General features: G+C 48.4%; 23 protein-coding genes. 4 read left to right on the forward strand and 19 right to left on the reverse strand.

From position 1 onward, the window contains the following. Window positions 1-45 precede the first annotated feature (45 nt). The 7 genes from dprA to SOI44_RS06415 all read right to left on the reverse strand — a co-directional run bounded on the left by dprA (window position 46) and on the right by SOI44_RS06415 (window position 4,961). Window positions 46-822, reverse strand: coding sequence for a DNA-processing protein DprA (gene dprA, locus SOI44_RS06385; RefSeq protein ID WP_331348389.1), 777 nt, complete (start codon window positions 820-822; stop codon window positions 46-48). Window positions 823-868: 46 nt separating this feature from the next. Beyond that, window positions 869-1,492, reverse strand: coding sequence for a ribonuclease HII (locus tag SOI44_RS06390; RefSeq protein ID WP_331348390.1), 624 nt, complete (start codon window positions 1,490-1,492; stop codon window positions 869-871). After that, on the reverse strand, window positions 1,492-2,337 hold the full coding sequence (gene ylqF, locus SOI44_RS06395) for a ribosome biogenesis GTPase YlqF (RefSeq protein ID WP_331348391.1): 846 nt from the start codon (window positions 2,335-2,337) through the stop codon (window positions 1,492-1,494). The genes SOI44_RS06390 and ylqF overlap by 1 nt, the downstream gene beginning before the upstream one ends. Further along, a complete protein-coding gene (gene lepB / locus SOI44_RS06400; protein ID WP_331348392.1) occupies window positions 2,331-2,915 on the reverse strand; it encodes a signal peptidase I in 585 nt (194 codons plus the stop codon). The genes ylqF and lepB overlap by 7 nt, the downstream gene beginning before the upstream one ends. A 90-nt stretch (window positions 2,916-3,005) precedes the next feature. Next, entirely contained in the window at window positions 3,006-3,353 is a 348-nt protein-coding gene (gene rplS, locus SOI44_RS06405; protein WP_331348393.1) for a 50S ribosomal protein L19, read from the reverse strand. A gap of 125 nt (window positions 3,354-3,478) precedes the next feature. Continuing rightward, on the reverse strand, window positions 3,479-4,267 hold the full coding sequence (locus SOI44_RS06410; protein WP_331348394.1) for an HAD-IIB family hydrolase: 789 nt from the start codon (window positions 4,265-4,267) through the stop codon (window positions 3,479-3,481). A 1-nt stretch (window position 4,268) separates the two neighbouring features. After that, complete coding sequence (locus tag SOI44_RS06415; protein WP_331348395.1) at window positions 4,269-4,961, reverse strand: 2-phosphosulfolactate phosphatase; 693 nt, start codon at window positions 4,959-4,961, stop codon at window positions 4,269-4,271. 95 nt (window positions 4,962-5,056) lie between these two features. Between SOI44_RS06415 and SOI44_RS06420 the strand changes: the two genes are divergently transcribed. Next, a complete protein-coding gene (locus SOI44_RS06420) occupies window positions 5,057-5,542 on the forward strand; it encodes a hypothetical protein (RefSeq protein WP_331348396.1) in 486 nt (161 codons plus the stop codon). A gap of 82 nt (window positions 5,543-5,624) precedes the next feature. On the opposite strand, the gene SOI44_RS06425 is transcribed toward SOI44_RS06420, so the two are convergent. The 3 genes from SOI44_RS06425 to trhA all read right to left on the reverse strand — a co-directional run bounded on the left by SOI44_RS06425 (window position 5,625) and on the right by trhA (window position 8,040). Further along, the gene (locus SOI44_RS06425) at window positions 5,625-6,956 is read right to left on the reverse strand and encodes a thymidine phosphorylase (RefSeq protein ID WP_331348397.1); all 1,332 of its coding nucleotides are present in this window, start codon (window positions 6,954-6,956) and stop codon (window positions 5,625-5,627) included. 48 nt (window positions 6,957-7,004) lie between these two features. Beyond that, window positions 7,005-7,250, reverse strand: coding sequence for a hypothetical protein (locus tag SOI44_RS06430; protein ID WP_331348398.1), 246 nt, complete (start codon window positions 7,248-7,250; stop codon window positions 7,005-7,007). An 88-nt stretch (window positions 7,251-7,338) separates the two neighbouring features. Beyond that, window positions 7,339-8,040, reverse strand: a complete 702-nt coding sequence (gene trhA, locus SOI44_RS06435) for a PAQR family membrane homeostasis protein TrhA (protein ID WP_331348399.1) — start codon at window positions 8,038-8,040, stop codon at window positions 7,339-7,341. Between the two features lie 136 nt (window positions 8,041-8,176). Here trhA and SOI44_RS06440 point away from each other — a divergent pair, with 136 nt between their 5' ends. Then, window positions 8,177-8,713, forward strand: a complete 537-nt coding sequence (locus SOI44_RS06440; protein WP_331348400.1) for a DUF1836 domain-containing protein — start codon at window positions 8,177-8,179, stop codon at window positions 8,711-8,713. On the opposite strand, the gene SOI44_RS06445 is transcribed toward SOI44_RS06440, so the two are convergent. The 6 genes from SOI44_RS06445 to ffh all read right to left on the reverse strand — a co-directional run bounded on the left by SOI44_RS06445 (window position 8,704) and on the right by ffh (window position 13,175). Continuing rightward, window positions 8,704-9,870, reverse strand: a complete 1,167-nt coding sequence (locus SOI44_RS06445) for a zinc-ribbon domain-containing protein (protein ID WP_331348401.1) — start codon at window positions 9,868-9,870, stop codon at window positions 8,704-8,706. The genes SOI44_RS06440 and SOI44_RS06445 overlap by 10 nt on opposite strands. Continuing rightward, entirely contained in the window at window positions 9,864-10,589 is a 726-nt protein-coding gene (gene trmD, locus SOI44_RS06450; RefSeq protein ID WP_331348402.1) for a tRNA (guanosine(37)-N1)-methyltransferase TrmD, read from the reverse strand. Before trmD ends, SOI44_RS06445 begins: the two co-directional genes overlap by 7 nt. Then, on the reverse strand, window positions 10,586-11,095 hold the full coding sequence (gene rimM / locus SOI44_RS06455; protein ID WP_331348403.1) for a ribosome maturation factor RimM: 510 nt from the start codon (window positions 11,093-11,095) through the stop codon (window positions 10,586-10,588). The genes trmD and rimM overlap by 4 nt, the downstream gene beginning before the upstream one ends. 33 nt (window positions 11,096-11,128) lie before the next feature. Then, window positions 11,129-11,389 (reverse strand): KH domain-containing protein, encoded by a 261-nt coding sequence (locus tag SOI44_RS06460; RefSeq protein ID WP_331348404.1) that lies wholly within the window; start codon window positions 11,387-11,389, stop codon window positions 11,129-11,131. A 5-nt stretch (window positions 11,390-11,394) separates the two neighbouring features. After that, window positions 11,395-11,679 carry a 30S ribosomal protein S16 gene (gene rpsP, locus SOI44_RS06465; RefSeq protein WP_108775907.1) on the reverse strand — a complete coding sequence of 95 codons (285 nt, stop codon included), beginning with the start codon at window positions 11,677-11,679 and terminating at the stop codon, window positions 11,395-11,397. 83 nt (window positions 11,680-11,762) lie between these two features. After that, window positions 11,763-13,175 carry a signal recognition particle protein gene (ffh, locus tag SOI44_RS06470; RefSeq protein ID WP_331348405.1) on the reverse strand — a complete coding sequence of 471 codons (1,413 nt, stop codon included), beginning with the start codon at window positions 13,173-13,175 and terminating at the stop codon, window positions 11,763-11,765. Between the two features lie 320 nt (window positions 13,176-13,495). On the opposite strand from ffh, the gene nrdD reads away from it, so the two are divergent. After that, window positions 13,496-15,697, forward strand: a complete 2,202-nt coding sequence (nrdD, locus tag SOI44_RS06475; protein ID WP_331348406.1) for an anaerobic ribonucleoside-triphosphate reductase — start codon at window positions 13,496-13,498, stop codon at window positions 15,695-15,697. 75 nt (window positions 15,698-15,772) lie between these two features. Then, entirely contained in the window at window positions 15,773-16,300 is a 528-nt protein-coding gene (gene nrdG / locus SOI44_RS06480) for an anaerobic ribonucleoside-triphosphate reductase activating protein (protein WP_331348407.1), read from the forward strand. A 73-nt stretch (window positions 16,301-16,373) separates the two neighbouring features. Here nrdG and SOI44_RS06485 read toward each other — a convergent pair whose 3' ends face one another. The 3 genes from SOI44_RS06485 to SOI44_RS06495 form a co-directional block, all read right to left on the reverse strand. After that, window positions 16,374-17,159, reverse strand: a complete 786-nt coding sequence (locus SOI44_RS06485; protein ID WP_331348408.1) for an Rpn family recombination-promoting nuclease/putative transposase — start codon at window positions 17,157-17,159, stop codon at window positions 16,374-16,376. A 92-nt stretch (window positions 17,160-17,251) separates the two neighbouring features. Next, a complete protein-coding gene (locus tag SOI44_RS06490; protein ID WP_331348409.1) occupies window positions 17,252-17,566 on the reverse strand; it encodes a single-stranded DNA-binding protein in 315 nt (104 codons plus the stop codon). A 298-nt stretch (window positions 17,567-17,864) separates the two neighbouring features. Further along, window positions 17,865-18,475, reverse strand: a 611-nt coding sequence (locus SOI44_RS06495) for a transposase (RefSeq protein WP_331348410.1), incomplete at its 5' end; no start/stop codon positions are given.

An 18,475-nucleotide genomic window follows, 5' to 3' on the forward strand; every position in this document is an offset into this window, starting at 1 on the left:
CATTTTTCCCTTTGATTTCGCATAAAATTTATAACAAGGCTTACCTTACACGAAACGTTTTGCATTTTCAACCGGTTTTGTTTGTTCAATCTCCTGCAGCTGGTCCAGATCGTACAGGATTCTTGCCCCATCATCAATCAGGGCATTGCAGCCAAATCCCTCTTCCTGCTGAAACGGATGAGGCACACACCAGATCTCTTTTCCCAGCTGCAGTGCTTCCCGTACCGTATGCATGGTGCCGCTGTGCAGGCTGGCCTGTACGACAATCACGGCCTCTGACAAAGCAGCCAGAATCCGGTTGCGCCAGGGAAAGTGGTATTTGCGCACCGGTGTGCCTCTTGGAAATTCTGACAGGATCAGTCCCCTTTCTTTCATGGCGGCATACAGGTCCTGATTGACCATGGGATATACGGTATCCAGGCCATGGGCAATGACACCGATGGTTGGTTTCTGATGAGCAAGTGCCGTGCGGTGGCAGATGCCGTCAACCCCTTTGGCAAGACCGCTGACAATCACAAACTGTGAGCACAGACGGGATGAGATCGCAGCGGCTGCCTGGGCGCCCTGCACACCTGGCTGCCGGGTGCCGACCAGGGTAATCATCCGTTTCTGCAGAAGGGTGATATCGCCCTGATAAAACAGTACCCATGGGGCATACTGCAGCTGTTTGAGCTGGGGCGGGTAATCCTTGTCAAAGATGGTGATAAACGGGTCGGCTGAAACTTCGTGCACATCAAGATCATGCATCCATGCCTTCTGAATGCTCTTCCAGTCTCCCTGATAGCGGCAGGCATAAGCTGCCAGTCTTTCTCTGTCATTCATGCAAGTATCCTCCAGCCCTTTATACCCATAAAAAAAGCTGAATCCCCTAAAAAAGATCCAGTTTTGTCTGATGATACATGACCGGGGCAAAGCTGCGGCGGTGAATGGGCGTGATGCCAAGTTTTTCAATGGCGGCCAGATGTTCCTTTGTGCCATAGCCTTTGTTGCGGGCAAAGCCATAGCCCGGATATATGGCATCATATGCTTTCATGATACGGTCCCGGGTAACTTTGGCAAGGATGGAAGCAGCCGCAATGGAAATGCTTTTCTGATCACCCTTGATAATGGCAATGGTTTCCTGATCGAGATCCGGCAGCGGCATGGCATCGCTCAGAATGACATCGGCCTTTGCCGCCATAGCAATCTCTTCCATGGCGAGCTGATCCGCACGGTAAATATTGTAATGATCGATGTCTGCTTCCTTGACTTCGATCACCATTGCCCACAGGGCATCTTCCAGGATGGTGTCATACAGTGCTTCACGCTTTTTTTCACTCAGGGCCTTGGAGTCATAGATTTCCGGGTTTTCATAGCCGATAGGAAAGATGACGCCGGCAACGCTCAGCGGACCGGCCAGCGGTCCCCTGCCAGCTTCATCCATGCCAAGCACACTTCTGCCATTGGTCCAGGCCTCATGTTCATATGTATTGGGACAGATTTTCTTTGCCATCAGGATGGCCTTTCCAGTGTCAATGGACCATATTTGCCACGGCGGAATTCATGCAGGAAGACCGAGGCAGCACGCTTGGTGTCCGGTTCGCCTTCAGACAGTACCAGGTGGCGCTGGTCGGCAATGGCTTTGAGCATGCCATTGGGATTGACGTTTTCTGTATGAAATTCCTTTTCCAATACACCGGGATACAGATCCTGAATAGCATGGATGGTATCCATGGCAATGGCCTTAAGGTCCAGGATGTTTTCATTGATGGCACCGCAGGCTGCCAGCAGAGAGCCTGTTCTTTCATCTTCAAACTTCGGCCAGAGAACCCCTGGTGTATCCAGCAGATCTAGGCTGGGATCGGCATGGATCCATGTCAAAGATCTGGTAACACCGGGTTTATCTGCTGCCACAACCGTGTTTTTGCCGGCGATACGGTTGATCAGAGTGCTTTTACCAACATTCGGGATGCCGGCAGCCATGGCTCTGGCGGCTCTGGGACGGATGCCTTTGGCCATCTGTTTTGCATGGATCGGGCGCATTAAAATACCGCAGGCCTGAATGACTTTTCTGCCGGCATGGGCATCATGGGAAAGGTCCAGGGCTATGGCCATCTGGTTTTCTTTCTGAAATGCCTGCAGCCACTGTTTGGTGATTTCAGGATCGGCGATGTCGCTTTTGGCAAGGACGATGAGTCTAGGCTTGCTGGGAGCCATTTCCTTTAACAGCGGGTTGGCAGAGGCATTGGGAATGCGGGCATCCCTTACTTCAATGATCATATCCACTGCCTTCAGGCGCTCATTCATCTGCCTTCTGGCTTTTTCCATATGGCCGGGATACCACTGTACTTTTACCATGTATGGACTCCCATCTTGTTCAGCGGCCAGAAGACCCAGATGCCTTTGGCAACAATATCCGATTTCTTAAAAGGACCATAGAAGCGGGAATCGGTGCTGTGAGGACGGTTGTCACCCAGGCAGAAGTATTCATCATCCCCCAGGGTGATTTCTGCGACATCACTCATAAAGGAATCACCGTATTGTGCCACATAAGCCTGATCCAGGAATGGCTCATCCACGGCCTCCCCATTGATGTACAGCTGGCCGTCCTGATAGCTGACGGTCTCCCCGGGCATGCCGATGACACGCTTGACGAGATATTCCTTCTTTTCTTCCAGGTAGATGATGACAACATCAAACCGTTTGATATGGCCGAGCTTTGTGCCAACGACATTGGAAAAGCCCAGTTCGCCATTCTGCAGGGTTGGAAACATGGAACTGCCGATGACTTGTACCGGGCGGGCAATGACTTTGACGATGAACAGCACGACCAGCACAGAGATCAATAGATCACGGAGAAAACCCACAAGATCCGAGGCAAATGAGGACTGGGAATCTTTTGTTTCGTTTGTATTTTTCTTGTTTTGTTCGCTCATAACGTTTTTCATTCTATCACGCACAAAAGCGTAAAAAAAGCCATCTCAGTGATGAGACGGCTCTTTGTCTGGCAAATGCCAGGAAGAAACTCAGCGGTCTTCCTTGATACGTGCGTTCTTTGCGGACAGGCCCTTGAGATATGTCAGCTTTGCTCTTCTGACCTTACCTCTGCGGACAACTGTAACCTTGTCAATGATCGGGCTGTTGACCGGGAAGGTTCTCTGCACGCCGATGCCGCTGGACATCTTGCGGACAGTGAAGGTAGCACCAATGCCGCCGTTGTTCTTGTCAACAACAACACCTTCATAAGCCTGAATTCTGGTCTTCTGACCTTCTCTGATACGTACGTCAACTCTGACTGTATCACCAACTTTGAAAGCCGGGATATCAGTACGAATCTGATTCTTTGTAATCTTGTCTACCAAACTGAGATCCATCTTTTTTCTCCTCCATTTATCGAATGATCATCTGCTCATAGTCAAATAACTGCGGCCAGCGGAACATATGATGCGCATACACATACGCGTACAAAATATTACCATGACAGCAGTGCAGATTGCAATCATTTTTGATGGATCCAGCCAAAATGAGCACAGGCTTTCCAGATGCCGTCATCCACATTGGCAGCTGTTACATAGTCTGCTTTCTTTTTCAGTGCCTTAGCCCCATTGCCCATGGCAATGGAAAACCACAGCGGATCAAACATGACAAGATCATTCTTGCCATCACCAAAGACAACCACATCCTTTGGATCATGGTGCAGGGCATCCATCATTTCCAGAATTCCCTTCTTTTTCTCATCATACTGGAAGGTGATATAGCCGTGTTCCATCCGCAGCCAGCCGGCTTTATTAATCCAGGGATTTGTTTTCTCCTGCTCCGGTGTGATGGCAAGATAGATCTTATAGATCGGCAATACCGCTGGATCCATTGTTTCATCCAGGACGTAGGTGGTCAGTTCAGTGCGCAGGCCCGCCTGTTCGAGAAACTTCATGTCTTTCATGAGGACTTTATCCGAGTCATCGATCATGGCCAGCCATCCCATCCCGGCCTGATCTGCATGATGGATCAGATCCATGGCCAGATCATGGTTCAGGGTGTGGTTGACGATGATACGGTCATTGATGACCAGACACCCGCCGCCGGCACAGACCAGAGAATGGATATCAATGCTGTTGGTGAAAGAAATGGCTTTGTAGTGGGCACGGCCGGTGGCAATCGCCACAAAGTGGCCGTTTTGTTCCAGCGCATGCAGTGCCCTTTGTGCACTGGGTACAATGCGGTGGTCGGCATCATTGGTCAGTGTTCCATCAATATCAAAGAAAAAGTATTTGCGTCCAGGCAGTGGCATTCTAGGCATCGATCTTCACCATCTGGATTCCTTTCTCAGTCTGCTGTGCCTGCAGGACAAAGTTCATACAGTCACGCTTTGTGCACAGGCCGAAATCTGCCTGTGGGAAACGGTCCTGCTGGGCAGGGTCAAAGAATTTCTTTCCTTCCTGAAAGCGCAGCTGCTCAATGCGTGCATCGATATCTGCCAATGGGCATCCTTCCAGCATGCTTTTGATATACTGGGCACAAAGCACATCTTCCTCTGTATCCCGCTTTGCTTCAAGGCCCATACATACAAGGCTGACATGAGCCGGATTCTGTTTTTGCAGATAGCGGGCAATGGCAGCAGCATTGACCAGGGCACCGCTGATAACCTCATCTGCCTTTGATGCGGCAAGCAGTCCCTGTACACCGGCACTGGTTGTATGAATCACAGTCTTACCTTTGACATCCAGTTTCATGATGGCACTGGGAGAATTGCCGACATCAAAACCTTCGACTTTAGCGCCATGGCGCTCCCCTGCCAGCAGATATTCCGGATGGGCTTTCTTCAGATCCAGTGCTTCCTGTACGGTCTGTACCGGCAGGATCAATGCAGCCCCGCGCTGATAGAAATAAGCTTCCAGAGAGAAGGCCCTGAAGACATCAATGACAACTGCCGTACCAGTGGCTTTTCTGGCCCCATCCAGCAGATGCAGAATCTCAATTTCCATACACATTCATCTCTTTCCGGTGGCTATTGTAGCAGAATCCATCATCTTGCTTAAACGCCGTTTTGCATATATTATTGAAAGCAAAGGAGTATCCGATGGCTGAAGAACAGATTTATTATCCTTTTGATTACCGCCACCATATGGTATATACGGTTGCGCTGTATGGGGCAAATGCGCCGTATGTGATCAAGGGAACATTGGTATTGCGGACATATTATACTGACAGCAGCAAGACCAAAGTGGATGTTGCCCACACTTCTGACTATGTCATGGATACGGTATTTTATGAGTCCAACAAGGTCATCCGTGAACAGCTGGATGACAGCTACAATGGCAGAAGAGAACTGGTGGAGCTTTCAATGCCAGATCTTGGCCGACAGTACAGGATTGTCTATAATGCGGCAGAGCTTCCTTCTCCGCGCTATGATGATGCAATTCTCGTTCTCAATTACCGGGATCCTTCGGCCCATGGGGTTGCGATCATTCTCAAGCGGGATGCTGAAAATGGCATTCAGTGGCTGGATGAGAGTGAAGCACGCACCATTGCCCGCAAGCTGAAAAGCATGATGCAGATCCAGTAAGATCACCTGAGCGGTGATTTTTTTCTTTATCACAAAAAATGCGCCTGCCTGTCAGCAGACGCATCCTTTCGTTATCAATGTTTTAAAGCTTATCTTCATCCGTAAAGACACCATAGACCATCGGGGATGGTTCTGGTTTTTCAGGTGCAATATGAATGGCATCCTGCAGCATTCTTTCAACTTCTGCAAGGTTCCTGTCATCATTGACATACAGAGTGCAGAGCGGATCACCCTTTTTCACCTTGGCACCGCATCTGACTTTCATGACCAGACCGACTGCCGGATCAATGACATCATCTTTCTTGGCCCTGCCAGCGCCAAGCATCTGGGCAGCGGTACCGATCTCTTCAGCCTGCATGCCATGGATGTAGCCATCCTTCTGTGCGGTAACATCCACTTTCTGCTTCACTTCAACAAGTTTCTTCATGCCTTCTACAGTCAGATAGGAAGCATCGCCGCCTTCCAGACTGATCATGCCCTGCAGTTTCTTCAGGCCGCTGCCATCGGCAATGGCAGCCTCAAGCTTGTGTCTGGCATCCTGTTCATTATCAGCCAGTTTTCCCATCATCAGCATCTGTACACCCAGCAGCATGCATACTTCATACAATGGATCGCTGGAAGGAATCTTTCCGCTGAGCAGCTCTACTGCTTCCTGTACTTCCAGGGCATTGCCTACTGCATTGCCAAGCGGCTGGTTCATGTCAGTGACAAGGGCACGTACTTCTCTGTGCAGAAGGGAACCGATATTGACCATTGTCTTAGCCAGGCGGAACGCTTCTTCTTTGGTGCGCATGAAGGCACCGCTGCCGGTCTTGACATCCAGAACGATGGCATCAGAGCCGCTTGCCAGTTTCTTTGACATGATGGAGCTGGCAATCAGCGGAATGGAGCGGACAGTTGCCGTAACATCACGCAGTGCATACATCTTCTTGTCTGCGGGAACAAGATTGCCGGTCTGGCCGACAACGGCTACCCCGTTCTTTCTGACAATTTCCTTGAAGGCTTCCAGCGGCTGCTCAATGCAGGTACCCGGGATACTTTCCAGCTTGTCCAGGGTGCCGCCGGTATGGCCAAGGCCGCGGCCGCTCATTTTCGCAACCGTACCGCCGCAGGCTGCCACAAGCGGTGCGACAACCAGGGTGGTTGTATCGCCGACACCGCCGGTGGAATGTTTGTCAAGCTTGATGCCGGGCAGATCAGAAAGATCCACCACATCGCCGCTGTGCATCATAGCCATGGTCAGATCAGCAATCTCCTGATCACTCATGTCCCTCTGCAGGATTGCCATCATCATGGCACTCATCTGATAGTCGGGAATGTCCCCTGCCACAAAGCCATTTACCATATCGGTAATTTCTTCTTTGGAAAGGACACCGCCGTCTGCTTTCTTCTCGATTACATCAACAAAACGCATATTATAATCTCCTTGTCTAAAACGCTTCTTCAACTATTATAAGCCCTTTCAATGAAGAATAGACATGCTTTGTGTCTGCAGATAATGCCCCAGTGCCTCCTTTGCCATACACAGTGCCACCTGTGTATAAAGAACCTGGATTTCCCTGGGATTTCTTTTCAGCAGGGCAGCGCATTCATCAGCGCCGACATCGAGAATGCAGCAGTTGACAAAAGTCTGCCATTCATCCTCACTCAGATCACTTTGATCTGCCATTGTGCGGCAGGCATGCCACAGATTTTCATTGCGTTTCATATTCCACCTCCGGCTATGATCATGCCAGAGAGTATAAAAACAGCTGTACGTGTTCGCGTACAGCTGCTGTTTTTCTCGTTTTGTCTGCTCAGCCAAGCATGGTCAGATACTGGAAGACAAGGATGTAATGGCACAGGGATCCTGCCAGTACAAAGCAGTGGAAGAGCTCATGGTTGCCAAAGCCGGGGATTCTGTTTTCAAACAGACTTGGCTTCATGGCATAGATGACAGCACCAACTGTGTAGAACAGACCGCCGGCCAGCAGCCAGAAGAAGGCTGGTGCAGAAAGGTTGGCAACGATGTCCTTCATAAAGAAGATGGCTGTCCAGCCCATGGCGGTATAGATCACGCTGGATACCCATTTCGGGCAGGTAACCCAGCACAGTTTGAAGATGATGCCAAGTACGGCAATGGTCCACACAATGCCAAGCAGCACCATGCCTTCCCTGCCTGGCAGTACAGTTACCGCCACTGGTGTATAGCTGCCGGCAATCAGCAGGAAGATCGAGCAGTGGTCAACCTTCTTGAGAATCTTGTTAACCCTGGCATTGATACTGAAGGAATGATAGGTTGTGGAAGCACTGTAGAGGATGATCATGGAAAGCATGAACACGGCATAGGAGCCAAGCGATTTCATTGAGTTGCCCATGCGTGCTCCCTGCAGCAGCAGTGCCGGCATGCCCAGGATTGCACCGATGGCGCCAATCAGATGTGTCAAAGCACTGATCGGATCCTTGACCGTAAACATTCTGCGTTCATTGACTACTGTATTCTGATTCATGACAGTCATACTAACACCTCCTGTAACCTGTGATCGGTTTTTCATTAACTGATTACAGCTATGATATTAACGGTTTTTGAATAACTTGTCAATAAGATACGCATACTTTATTGACGAATAATGATTACAGCCATATGATAAAGGCATGAATACAAATGAACTGCAGTCAATCTTGGAAAGTTTCAGCTATCCTGCCTATCATGAGATCCCCGATGTCGGTCTGTATCTGGATCAGGTCGTCAAGTATATCAACAGCTATCTCCGGGATTTCCCGGAGATGCAGATCACAGGTTCCATGGTTTCCAACTACGTGAAGCAGAAACTGATTTCTTCACCGCATAAAAAGACATATTCCCGCGATCAGATTGCCGGTCTAATTTTCATTGCCACAGCAAAAACAGTACTGTCCATGGATCATATCCGGATGTGTCTGTCTTCCCTGGATCAGTTTGACAGTATTGAAAGTGCCTATGAGGCTTTTCGGAGCATGCTGCATGAAGTGCTGTCTTCCCTGATGGATTCCAGCCATCATATTGTCTGTGCTGCCACGGACAGTCCCACTTCGCAGGCATTGGAAAACATTGTGATTACGGTTGCCCACAAGATGTATCTGGAGCGGTATTTTGAGGAATACCGCAAAGAAATGCAGGAAGCTTCAAAAAACGATGACAGTCAGTCATGATCTGCCATCGTTTCTTTTTTGATCGGCTGAATCGGCTGTCCGCATACCGGACAGAACTTAGCACCGGGCACTTTCAGCTTTGCCCCGCAGTGTGAACAGAAGCGCACCTGAGGAGATGTTTTCTTACTGTCCGTATTTTCTTCTGCCTGCGGACTGCGCGTGCTGGTATCCTCTGCGGATTCCGGTGATGTTTCAGGTGCTGTACTTTCCACAGACTGCGCTGTTTCTGTCTCCTGTGGTACTGCTGCTTTCTGATCAGGTTCTGCTGTTTCTGCAGATACCGGTTCTGCCTTTTCTGTCTCTGGTGGAACCGGGGTTGTCTCAGCATGTTCCAGCTGTTCCTTTTGTTCTTTGGTCAAAGGAGAAGGAACCGCAATCGGTTCCGGAGCAGGCTCGCTCTCTTCTTCCTTTATTGTATCCTGCTTTGTCTTTTTCTCATGGTGCTTCAAAGAGAACAGAGAACGTTTTGACTTTGGTGCCTTTGTGGATCCGGTCTTATCCTTTTCCTTTTCTTTCTCTTTGTCTTTTTCTGTATGCTCATTGTCACGGTCACACTTTGTCTGGTTCTGTGCTGTATCCGCATGATTTACTGCTGCAGGATTGCTTTGTGTTTGTTTTACAGTAACCTTTTCAACGACCATACGGCGGTACAGGCGGTGTCTTTCGCCATAGTACACAAGTGAAAGTGCGCAGTACATGACTGTCAGTACCAGCAGCACAGCAAGGATCAGAAAGACCCAGCGTGAGGAAAGACTGACATCCAGGTACAGGTGCAGGTTCATGCCGATCACCATTGCCAGCTGATGCCGGTAGATTTCAGAAAATGCATAGCATGCATACAGTGCCAGGGTGAGATAATGTGTCATCTGATACCACCAGCTGCTGCGGATCCAGCGGAAACTGCGCAGCCATGCCTGCAGGACAATCAGTGTTTCCACAATGACAAAGGCAAAACTGATGTAATAGAGCCATTTGTCATCCTGGGGTGCCAGCAGTGCATCCGTGTTGAACATCCAGTCAGTGCTTCTGCCAAGCCGCACACATATGGTGCAGATGGTCAGATAGATGCCGCCCAGAATAATCAAGGGCATCAGGACAGCCTGGTTGAAACGGTGCCATTTCAGCGGTGTTTCTGCCTTTTCTGTATATTTCAGCATAGTTTTCCCTCCTCATAAGCGCGCAGGGCTTTTTCTTCTTCTTTGCTCAGAACATGTCTGGCATACAGGTCAGGCCGTCTTTTCTTTGTTTCAAGCAGTGACTGCACGATGCGCCACTGCCGTATTTTTTCATGATTGCCGGACAGCAGGATGGCCGGCACTTTTTCGTCATTGTAATCAGCCGGCTGGGTATACTGCGGATATTCCAGCAGGCCGTTTTCATGGGATTCCTCGCGGGTGGAATCATCTGCGATAGCGCCTTTGAGCAGCCGGGTGACTGAGTCGATGATCACCATGGATGCAAGTTCACCGCCGGTCAGGACATAATCGCCGATGGAGATGGCTTCATCCATGTGGTTCATGATACGTGCATCCAGTCCTTCATAATGGCCGCATAGCAGAATCAGATGTTTTTTCTGGGCAAGCTGATGTGCTTTTGATTGTGTATATGGGGTTCCGGCAGGAGACATCATGACTTTCCAGGAATCCGGTGTATCGATGGAAGCGATGGCATCCAGCACCGGCTGGCATTTCATGACCATGCCTGCCCCGCCGCCGAATGGTGTATCGTCCACATGCCGGTAGCGGTCATGGGCAAAGTCACGGATCTGAACCAGATCAATATCTACCAGACCGCCTGCCACACTGCGGCCAACGATGGATGTATGCAGGAAATTCTCATACATTTCCGGAAATAATGTCAGTACACTGATTTTCACAGCAGGCCTCCGATCACATGAACTGTGATTCTGCGTGCATCGCTGTCCACATTGCGGATAAAGGCAGGCACATAAGGAATGAGTGCTTCTTTCCCATCTGTTTTGACAATGCGCATATTGCGGTTGGCACCAAGCGTTTCCTCAATCGAAGCGACCGTGCCAAGCTGCTGTCCTTCTTCATCAAATACCTGCATGCCTTCCAGCTCACTGACATAGTGGCGTCCATCCTGCAATGGTGCGCGCTGGCTGTCCTGCACATACAGGCTGCATTCCTTGTACATCTCAACATCATTGATGTTTTCCAGGCCTTCAAAGGATACCAGCGGGAAGCCTTTGTGGACACGGTAGGAACAAACCTTCAGCGGCTTGTATTCTCCCTGGTACAGCATATAAACCGTATTGCCAGGTGTATAGCGTTCTTTGTCAAAGTCTGAGCAGCTTTGAATCTTGATTTCACCATGAATGCCATGGGTGTTGATCATTTTCCCGATTTTGATATATGACATGTCTTTATTATAGCAAAGGAAAAAAGATGCCGTTCAGTCAGCATCCTTTTCCTGTTCGAACTTGATTGTCACTTTTTTGTCTTCACGATGAGAAGCAACACTCATCACCTGGCGCAGTGCACTGGCCATTGATCCCTTGCGGCCAATCAGGCGGGCAATGTCTTCATCATCCGCATGAATGCCAATGACAACCTCTCTCGGATTGGAAGAAGGCATTTCTTCCACCTTGAGGGCATCCACATTGTCAGCCATCGGCCTGACAAGGTTGTAAAGCACTTCTTCAAGATTCGACATACAGATTACTTCTTGGCCTTGGCGGCTGCCTTCTGGTCATGGAATCTCTTCATGACACCCTGTCTGGACAGAATGTTGCGGACCGTATCAGAAGGCTGTGCACCCTTGTTCAGCCAATCCAGAGCCTTCTCAGCATCAAGAACGACTGTCTCCGGATCTGTTGTCGGGTTGATATAGCCAATTGTCTCAATATCGCGGCCATCTCTCGGGAAACGGGAATCAGCTGCAACAATACGATATCTAGGTGCCTTCTTTGCACCGGTTCTCTTCAAACGAAGCTTAACTGCCATTTTGTTATCCTCCTGCTAATGACAGTCTTAGTATACGCTCCAAAGAAAAAGTGTCAAGCACATTTACTTGACACTTAAATGAATCACTTCAGCTTTCTGCGCATCTCTTCCAGTTGCTGGGCACTCATGCCGGTCTGTGAAGTCATCTGGTTCATCATATCTTCCAGCTTTTCCTCATTCAGATTGCCGGAGCGCTGCAGATTGCCTACCTGTCCCATGGCCCGCTTCATCTTGGAGAACTGGCTGAGCAGCTTGTTGACATCGTTCACGGTTGTGCCGGAGCCTTTGGCAATGCGCTTTTTCATCGTCGAGCGGATCTTTTCAGGATGTTCTCTCTCCCATTTCGTCATGGACTGGATCATAGCCTTGGAATGCTTCATGGCAGCACTTGTCTGGCCGTCATTGACCATATTGGCATACTGACTCATGCCCGGAATCATCTTGATGATGCCCTGCAGCGGTCCCATACGCTCAATCTGTTCAAACTGATGCAGCATATCATCCAGGTCAAAGCGGCCGTTCATCATCTTCTCAGCCGCCTTCTGGGCCTGTTCCATATCCATCTTTTCCTGGGCCTTTTCTACCAGGGAGACAATATCGCCCATGCCCAGAATTCTGTCTGCCATGCGGTCCGGATGGAAGACATCCATATCTTCAATCTTTTCGCCTTCACCGACAAACTTGACTGGTACGCCGGTAATCTTCTTGACTGACAGCACACCGCCGCCGCGGGAATCACCATCAAACTTAGTCACAACAAGACCAGTCAATGGCAGTGCATCGCGGAATGCAGAAGCAACGTTGACGATATCCTGACCAGTCATAGCATCAACGGTCAGCAGGATTTCATCCGGATGCACAGCAGCGTTGATTTCCTGCAGCTCGTGCATGAGTTCTTCATCAATATGCAGACGGCCGGCGGTATCGATCAATACGGTGTCATAGCCATTGCGTTTTGCATGGTCCATGCCCTGGCGCACAGTTTCCAATGCCGGTGTTTCTGTGCCCAGTGTGAAGACCTCACAGCCGATTTCATTGCCCAGTGTCTGCAGCTGTTCAATGGCAGCAGGACGAATGACATCTGCCGCAATCAGCAGGCATTTTCTGTTCTGTTTTTTTGTCAGCAGGTTGGCAATCTTGGCCACGGATGTGGTTTTGCCGGTGCCCTGCAGACCTACCATCATGATGGATGTAATGCCGTCTTCTTTAAAGTGAATTTCCGCTTCTTCATTGCCAAGCAGGTCAACCAGCTGATCATGCACGATCTTGACAAGCATCTCACCCGGTTCAACCGAATTGATGACATCCTCGCCTCTTGCTTTTTCACGTACTTCTTCCAGGAAGTCCTTGACGATGCGGTAATTGACATCTGCCTCCAGAAGTGCCAGACGCACTTCCTTGAGCATGTCCTCCATATTTTTATCGGTCAGCTTGCCTTTGCCGACCACATTGCGCATGGCATGGTTCAAACGGTCGCTCAGTGAATCAAAAGCCATTGTATATTCCTCGCTTTCTTCAGCCTTCCTATCTTATCACAACCATACGTGTTTTCTCTGCAGATCGCAATGACACTTTCGTTTCAGTCACAGATTTTCTTTGCCGGCATTGTTTCACAGAGCGCTGAATGCACTGCTGTTCCTGCTTTCTTTCGCATGCATTCAGAATGTTTCACATATGAGGATCACGACATGAAAAGTTCATCATAAATTCTACGGGAGAAAAGCACTTGTCTTTGCGCGGGCCTGCCGTATAATGTCCTCAGCAGCGAATTAGTTGGAAATACAACTAATTCGCTTCGTGTAGTTTGGAGGAAGGTATGAACGTCATCAAGAGAAGCGGCGAAGAAGTCCTGTTCGCTGCGGATAAGATTAAAGTCGCTGTTACCAAGGCAAACAGTGCAACCAATCCTGAGAATCAGATGGATGCCGGCACGATTGATACGGTTGTCAAGGCGGTTGTGGACAAGTGCACTGCACTGAACCGCAGTGTTGGCGTGGAAGAGATTCAGGATATGGTGGAAACGGAGATCATGCATGAAGGTGCCTATGCCGTAGCCAAGAATTATATTACCTATCGGTATGAAAGAGCATTGGTCCGTAAGGCAAATTCCACTGATGAGCAGATTCTTTCTCTGATCGGCCGCAATAATGAGGAAGCCAAGCAGGAGAATTCCAATAAGAATCCGACCGTGAATTCTACCCAGCGTGACTATATGGCTGGTGAGGTTTCCAAGGATATCACCCGCCGTTTCCTGCTGCCGCCGGATATTATTGATGCGCATGAAAAAGGCATCATCCACTTCCATGATGCCGATTACTTTGCCCAGCCGATGTATAACTGCTGTCTGGTGAATCTGGAGGATATGCTGCAGAATGGTACTGTTATTACAGATACTTTGATTGAAAAGCCGCATTCTTTTGCGACGGCCTGCAATATTGCCACCCAGATCATTGCCCAGGTTGCTTCCAACCAGTATGGCGGCCAGACTATCACCCTTTCCCATCTGGCTCCGTTTGTGGAAGTCAGCCGCCGCAAGCACCGGGAAAATGTTGCCAGTGAGGTTGCCGAAGCTGGTTTAAATCTGAGTCAGGATCAGATCAATGCCATTGCTGAGCAGCGTGTCCATAAGGAGATCAAGGATGGCGTACAGACGATTCAGTATCAGATCATTACACTGATGACAACCAATGGCCAGGCGCCGTTTGTGACTGTGTTCATGTATCTGGATGAAGTGGAAGACGGCCAGACGCGTGAGGATCTTGCCATGATTATTGAAGAGATGCTCAAGCAGCGGATGAAGGGTGTCAAGAATGAAAAAGGTGTCTATATCACCCCTGCCTTTCCGAAGCTGATCTATGTGCTGGATGAAGATAATATTCACGAAAACAGCAAGTATTATTATCTGACCAAGCTGGCTGCGGAGTGCACTGCCAAGCGGATGGTTCCGGATTATATTTCGGCCAAGATCATGAAACAGCTCAAGGGCGATGTCTATCCGTGCATGGGCTGCCGTTCCTTCCTGACACCGGACCGCTTTACGGATGCTGGCCTTGGCAATATGGCAGATGCCGGCAACTATCATCCGAAGAAGCATAAGTACTATGGCCGTTTCAACCAGGGTGTTGTGACCATCAACCTGGTGGATGTTGCCTGCTCTTCCGGCAAGGACATGGACAAGTTCTGGAAGATCTTTGATGAGCGCCTGGATCTCTGCTACCGGGCTTTGATGATCCGTCACAACAGACTGATGGGAACACCGAGTGATGTTGCGCCGATTCTGTGGCAGTATGGTGCCATTGCCCGTCTGAAGAAAGGTGAAACCATTGATAAGCTTCTGTTCAACGGCTACTCCACTATTTCCCTTGGCTATGGCGGTCTGTGTGAATGTGTCCGCTATATGACAGGTCATTCTCATACGGATCCGGAAGGTGAAAAGTTTGGTCTTGCCGTGATGCAGCATCTCAATGATGCCTGTGCCAAGTGGAAGAAGGAAACAAACATTGACTTCTCCGTTTATGGCACACCGATGGAGTCCACAACATACAAGTTTGCCAAGTGCCTGCAGAAGCGCTTTGGCATTATCCCTGGTGTTACCGACAAGAACTACATTACCAATTCCTATCACATTCATGTCACGCAGGAAATCAATGCGTTTGATAAACTGACATTTGAGTCGCGTTTCCAGCAGCTCTCTCCGGGCGGCGCAATCTCGTATGTCGAAGTGCCAAATATGCAGAACAACATTCAGGCTGTTCTGGCTCTGATGAAGCACATCTACAATACGATTATGTATGCTGAGCTCAATACTAAGAGCGACTACTGCCAGAAGTGCGGCTATGATGGTGAGATCCAGATTGTTGAGGATGCCAACCACAAGCTGATCTGGCGCTGCCCGAACTGCGGCAATACGGATCAGAATACAATGAATGTGGCAAGACGTACATGCGGCTACATTGGCACCCAGTTCTGGAACCAGGGCAGAACCGAAGAGATCAAAGAAAGAGTCATGCATCTGTAAGCAGCAGATACAAGCAAAGAAGAACAGCAGGAGGAAAGACATTTGTCTTTCCTCTTATGTGTACAGGAGATCATCATGTATTACGGAAATATTAAGAAATATGATATTGCGGATGGTGAAGGTGTCAGGGTTTCCCTGTTTGTGTCGGGCTGCACCAATCACTGCAAAGGATGCTTCCAGCAGGAAACATGGGACTTCAGGTTCGGAAAGCCCTATACAGAAGAAACAGAGCAGGAAATTCTGCAGGCCCTTGACCATGAATATATTCAGGGGCTCACCCTGCTTGGCGGTGAGCCGTTTGAACCGGAAAACCAGCGGGTTCTTGTTCATCTTCTGAAAAAAGTAAAAGAAAAATATCCCGGCAAGGATATCTGGAGTTATACCGGCTTTGTTCTGGACAAAGATCTTCTGCCAGGGCAAAGGAAGCACACAGAAGTGACTGATGAAATGCTCTCCTATCTGGACGTGCTTGTGGATGGTCCGTTTATGCTGGACAGGAAAAACATTTCACTGGAATTCCGCGGCAGTGAGAACCAGCGTCTGATTGATATGAATAAGACAAGACAGACAGGAAAGATTGTTCTGTACCATGTCGATAACTGAGGAAGAAGGCACAACCTTCTTCCTTTTTATAATGAAAAAGTGCTTTTCAGCACTCTTGTTCAAGAATGGCATATTACTGTCTTGATCCCTTCATCAGTTTTGTGATCTGCGCAAGGGTAAGGCCGGAATATCTCTGAATTTCAGAGATATCTTTGCCATCATGAAGCATCATCAGTGCTGTCTTTTCAGCCTGCTCTGCCTTTCCTTCAACTCTTCCTTCTGCCTTTGAATCATTTCTGAGCTCTGCAAGTGTTGACATATCATCCCTCCAACGCTTCGATGCGTTCATTTCCATTACACAATTGTGAAGTTGATTCGTAAACCCTTCTTTGTCCGGAATCCCTGTCCTGATGTAGTTCAAAGTACTTCTTAACTCGAAAGGCAAAGAAGAATCATCTGCCTCCGTGTTAATTACGACTGTTCTTACACCATCATTATAGCTCACATCATGATGATAATTCTCTTCCATCATCTGGAAGTGATAAACCGCCTCACCTTTTTGAAATGGATCAAATGTACAGATGAAAATAACATAGTTGTCAGGAAGAGCCTCATAATTTCTTCCTTTCAGTTTGGTATCGATAGTATTGACTGCCTGATAATAGCGGATTCTTTTTGGAAGAGAGCGGGTAAGTGTTGTCTGCATTTCAAGATCATACACATTGCCATAGATATCTTCTGCAAGCACATCAAAACGGACAGACTTATTGAAAAGATCCAGATTTCTGATCTGTTGGGCATTGACAATACTTAATTTTTCAACTGGCTTGCCAACCATGATTTCAATGAACTTCTGTGTGATCTCAGGATGCTCTGCAAGACAGACGCAGAAGACCAGGTCGTTGGTAAATGGCTGCATCGTATGAATTCTCCTCTACATCAATTTATGCTTCCCTTTCAGTTTCAAACAATGGTCTGGTTGAAAAAAGAGCTGTGCTCAGCTCTTTTTCATCATGCCGCAATAACTCTTGCTCTTTCAGCAATGATATCCGGAATCCAGTATTCCTTATCCTCCCGTGTGAAGCTGTGTGATTCCAGTCTGCCTTTTACAGCAATCAGGGAGCCAACCTTGCAGGCGGCTGCCATTTCCTCTGCAATCCCCTTCCAGAGAACTACCCGGAACACATCGCTCAGCAGCCTGCCATCGGCATTGGGAAACGAACGCTCACATTCAATTGTGACATGGGCATATGTATTTCCCTTGGCACTCGTTTCGACAACCGGAACCTCTCTGACCTTTCCTACCAGAACACAGTTTGTAAACATCTATATTTTCCTCCTATGGCAGTATCCTACGGGAAACAGCATGCTGTGTGCAAACATGTAAATCTGCTGTTTTTGAAACAAAAAAGGGGCTGTAACGAATAAGATGATTTGACATAGTTTAGTCAATGAATCTTGGTGCTGCAGCGCCTTTTTCTTTTGGCGTTGTTCATTTGTCAGTTTGACTTACTTAAGACAGCCAGTTGCAGACAAGTTTCCCTGCAAAGTCGTTAATAGATGGCGCACTAAAAACATGATGTCTGAAAAAGCAAAGTTTCCGACGCACTCTTATGGCGCTGTCTTAGTTCAGCTTTCCTGATTCCTTTGCCAATTCCTGCTTTCTGACCAGAAGTCTTCTCAGATTGTGGCCGGCACAGACAAGCAGAATCTCTGTATTTACATTGGAATATCCGCGCCGGTGTAATCTTTCATATTCCCAGTCTTCTTTCAGACCACCGAATGTTCCTTCGCTCCAGATGTCGCGGTTTAGCATTAGTTTCTTTCCTTCATCAGTGTTCATGTTCTCTCTGGCTTCTGCCTGAAACTTTTCGAGCTGTGGTGAGATGGTTATCTTTCTGCAATTCTTGGACTTTGTACACTTGTCATGAAATGGGCAATTGGCACAGTGGCTGTTTGTGTACTGGCAGGTAGTGCGAGGGTAGAGGCCTCTTTGTTCAACCCTGACACTTTCCAGTTCAAACGTATATCCTGCCGGACAGATCGGAGCCCCATTTTCATCTCTTTTGAATGCCCAGGATTTGAAACGGTTCTTATCCGTGATTTTTTCTTTCTGCTTCTCCTGCCCGGGATATTTCAGAAATAATTGAATGTGATTCTGCTTGCAATAGTAGTAATTGTCATAGCTGCCATAGCCGGCATCTGCAGGTGTTTCTAACGGATATTCACCATACA

The sequence above is a fragment of the Lactimicrobium sp. genome (assembly GCF_036453465.1).
GTDB lineage: Bacteria > Bacillota_I > Bacilli_A > Erysipelotrichales > Erysipelotrichaceae > Bulleidia.